Genomic DNA, 3,493 nt, shown 5'->3' on the forward strand with positions numbered 1-3,493 from the left:
GGTGGCAGCTTGCCGCCAACTCACTCCTCTAGATAAGTATTTTGACTCAGGCATCTTCCTCTTTTGAGACGTTGTGACACTTAGGGTGCGGAATGTGGGTTGTATTAACCCTGGGAGTTGATAGGTTAGGGTTCCAAAATAAGTTTCCCTTTGTCAAAGTTAAATAGGGTCTGCTGAAAAAGTTTTTCCTGGGGGTAGGAGTCAGGAGTCAGTAGCCGGTCGTTTCGGGCTTTGTTGCCCTTGGTTTTTGTACCAAGCTATGTACTACAAGAAGGATAATGCAAGGTTTTTGAAAGTCCCAATCCTATTTTCGCCGCATGAACATCGGACTTTAACAGGTCAAAAGCCTTATTGTAAAAGGGTTTTACCATTATTCAGCAAGCCCTAAATAAATCAATAATCCCACTTAACCGTTTACTTTTGACTTGATTGCGGGCCGATTTGGGGCAAATGCAAAGCGGGATCCTGCGCTGTCCAACCGACGGGAGTATCTAAGCGCACCTCAAAATGAAGATGGGGGGGAATAATATCCGGTTGTCCCGTGGTGCCAACCGCACCGATAACGTCTCCTGCTCGTACCCGTTGGTCAATTCTCACTGTAACCCTGCTTAAATGGGCATAACGGGTCTGCCGGCGACCTAAATGATTAATTACTACCAAATTACCATAAGCTCCCTCCTGACCCACATAAATCACTAGACCATCCTCGGCAGCTAAAACATTTGTACCAACATTTGCGAGAAGATCAATACCACTATGAAAGAGATTTTTCTGTTCCGTGGGGCTTTTTTGCCAACCGTAGGCTAATCCGACAGTGCTGGCTAAGGGTAAGGGATAAGAACTTAATCCAGTATAATCCGAGCGCTTGCCCGTGGCGGACCAATTGGTGCCGGGGATAAAAACTATTGTCGGCCGACGACCACAACCGTTAAGCTCAAAGAGGATATCGGCACGAATACCATAGGCAGCTTCTAAATCGCGCCAAGTGGAACCCTTGGGTGCTTCGATGCGAATGCCGTTCATCGGGGGAATAAAGATTTCTTTCCCCACGGGGGCCGAACCATTTTTGAGAATAGTCGGATTGAGTTTAATTATCGTTGCCGGGATAAGAGCGTATTTTTCGGCGATGGAGGGGATCGTTTCTCCCGCTTGGATTTTATGGCGTTGTAACCTTGATAAAATCGGTAGGGGACAAACATTATCAGACCCTTGGGCAAAAATTAATTTTTGATTTAAGCCCAAAAAACCTAGACAAAATAACAAAATTGTGCTAGTTAAACTTAGCCAACTTTTCTCACTTCTGATTCTCCGACCCATGACCATAAAAAAGCGATCTCTATAATTACAAAACCCGGAGAATACTAGGAATACTGTCAATAGCTTCTAAAGACTCTATTGCCGCTAAAGCGTTGCGGAAATTGCCCTCGCGCACATCGTGGGTGACAACGACAATTTCGGCTAAATCACCCCTAATACCAATTTGTACCACGGATTCTAGACTAACCCCCTGGTCGCCGAAAGCCATACCTAAATGACCGATTACCCCCGGCACATCGCGACAGAGAAAACGGGCATAAAAACGGGTCGATAACGACTCCATCGGGGCGATTTGACAATAATGCTGGTGAATACAGCTTAAAAGCGGGTCAAGTTCCTTGGTTTTGCCACTACTTTTTAAAATTCCGACGATATTCATCACATCCGATACTACCGCGCTGGCCGTCGGTCCGCTACCGGCACCGGGTCCATAAAACATCACTTGGCCCAAGGGTTCCCCCTCGACGAGAATAGCGTTATAGACCCCGTTAGCATTAGCGAGGGGATGGGTTTTCGGTACTAGGGTCGGATGAACCCGCAACTCTAGGGTATCGGAATCTTCCTTAACCGTATCTTTCGCGATCGCTAATAATTTAATCACAAATCCCAGTCTATCAGCGTAGGCGATATCGACGGCGCTAACTTGCCGGATACCTTCACAGTAAACATCTTCCCGTTTTACCCGACCTCCAAAACCCAAAGAAGCTAAAATGGCAATTTTATCGGCCGCGTCGAATCCATCCACGTCCGCAGTCGGATCCGCTTCTGCATAGCCTAATTCCTGAGCTTTGGCCAGCACTTCGCTAAAATCTGCCCCTTTTTGGCTCATTTCCGTGAGAATATAGTTAGTTGTGCCGTTGACAATTCCCATGATGCTGCTGATGCGATTAGCGCCGAGGGATTGTTTTAAGGGTTTAATGACGGGAATGCCACCACCCACGGCCGCTTCTAGGAGGACATAAACCCCTTTTTCACTGGCCTTGGCGTAGATTTCATCGCCAAAACGGGCAATAACCGCCTTATTTGCCGTAACAACGTGCTTCCCCGATGCGATTGCTTGGAGAATTAAAGAGCGTGCCGGTTCCAAACCCCCCAATAATTCGACAATAATATCAATTTCGGGGTCAGTAACGATCGATTCTAGGTCAGTGGTCAACAGCTGGGGAGAAAGCTCGATTTCTCTCGGTTTATCTAGGGATCTAACTCCCACTCGTCCAATGGTAATCTCTTTGAGTACGGGATGACGACCAAAAGGATCGAGGAGGATTTTCGCTGTTCCCGTCCCCACAACCCCGAAACCGAGTAAACCAATCTTAAAGGTCACGCTTTTATCTCCTGCTAGTCCGACGCAAAAAATACTAATGGCCAAGCCGTCGCCATTGTCGATTTTATCATTACAGGGTCTTTGTCTGTGGGGTTTTCTTTTGCTGGCGTTCAGGGCCTGATGATGATAAATATTCAGTATTTTTGTATTTAAATCAAGCAAATCTCGATCAAGTTTAAACGCTTATCCTGTAATTGTTATTGATTTTATTGACCGATATAGATATTCGGCAATGTCAGTAACATTTTTGATCATAACTCTAATTTATGATTACAATAATTCCCTATCTAGTTGATATTTTTGAACAAATCAATCGACTCTCTCTGAGCAAAGAGCTATGTTAGCATTATTAGTTAGGGTAATTTGACTCAACTGCACGATCAACTAAGCTATCCAGCCCCAATTACCATACCAAAGAAATAGAATGGATAAAAAATAGGTAAACAAGAATCACAGAAATCCATAAAAATAACAATTTTTTCGGCTCCAATATCCAAGAATAATAAATATTGGAAATATTGTCATCATATACCTCATCATTGATTGTGTTGTTCCTGTACTTAAAGGTAAAAAAATGCTCAGGAAGGCAAAAATTAACAGGGAAATATTGAGAGGCTTTTTAACGATAGAGAATAGCAAAATACCTAAAAAAGAGAAGCTAAAAAAAGTATTTAATAATCTAACTACATTATTGGCATCTTTGGGAAACATAATAAGACCTCTTGCATAATTTTTTTATGGTATAATATAAGCTTTTGCTTTTTTCTCAATTCTTAGATTGAAGTGGAAAAAAGAATAAAATGTGATCTTAGGTCAGGAAATCATCTATAATTTTGCTATGTTTATTAGCAA

General features: G+C 43.2%; 2 protein-coding genes. Both read right to left on the reverse strand.

The window, feature by feature from the left end; all coding sequences use genetic code 11:
- Positions 1–414: 414 nt before the first annotated feature.
- Entirely contained in the window at positions 415–1,323 is a 909-nt protein-coding gene (locus PX482_RS07575; protein WP_002762002.1) for a LysM peptidoglycan-binding domain-containing M23 family metallopeptidase, read from the reverse strand.
- 19 nt (positions 1,324–1,342) lie between these two features.
- Positions 1,343–2,641, reverse strand: coding sequence for a homoserine dehydrogenase (locus tag PX482_RS07580; protein WP_043999341.1), 1,299 nt, complete (start codon positions 2,639–2,641; stop codon positions 1,343–1,345).
- Positions 2,642–3,493: the final 852 nt, after the last annotated feature.

It is taken from the genome of Microcystis sp. M53602_WE12, from assembly GCF_030065455.1.
GTDB classification, from domain to species: domain Bacteria; phylum Cyanobacteriota; class Cyanobacteriia; order Cyanobacteriales; family Microcystaceae; genus Microcystis; species Microcystis aeruginosa.

What these genes read in the sequence shown, in the direction of transcription:
- PX482_RS07575 (WP_002762002.1), bottom strand. Translation starts at nt 1,323, where the DNA reads ATGGTCATGGGTCGGAGAATCAGAAGTGAGAAAAGTTGGCTAAGTTTA.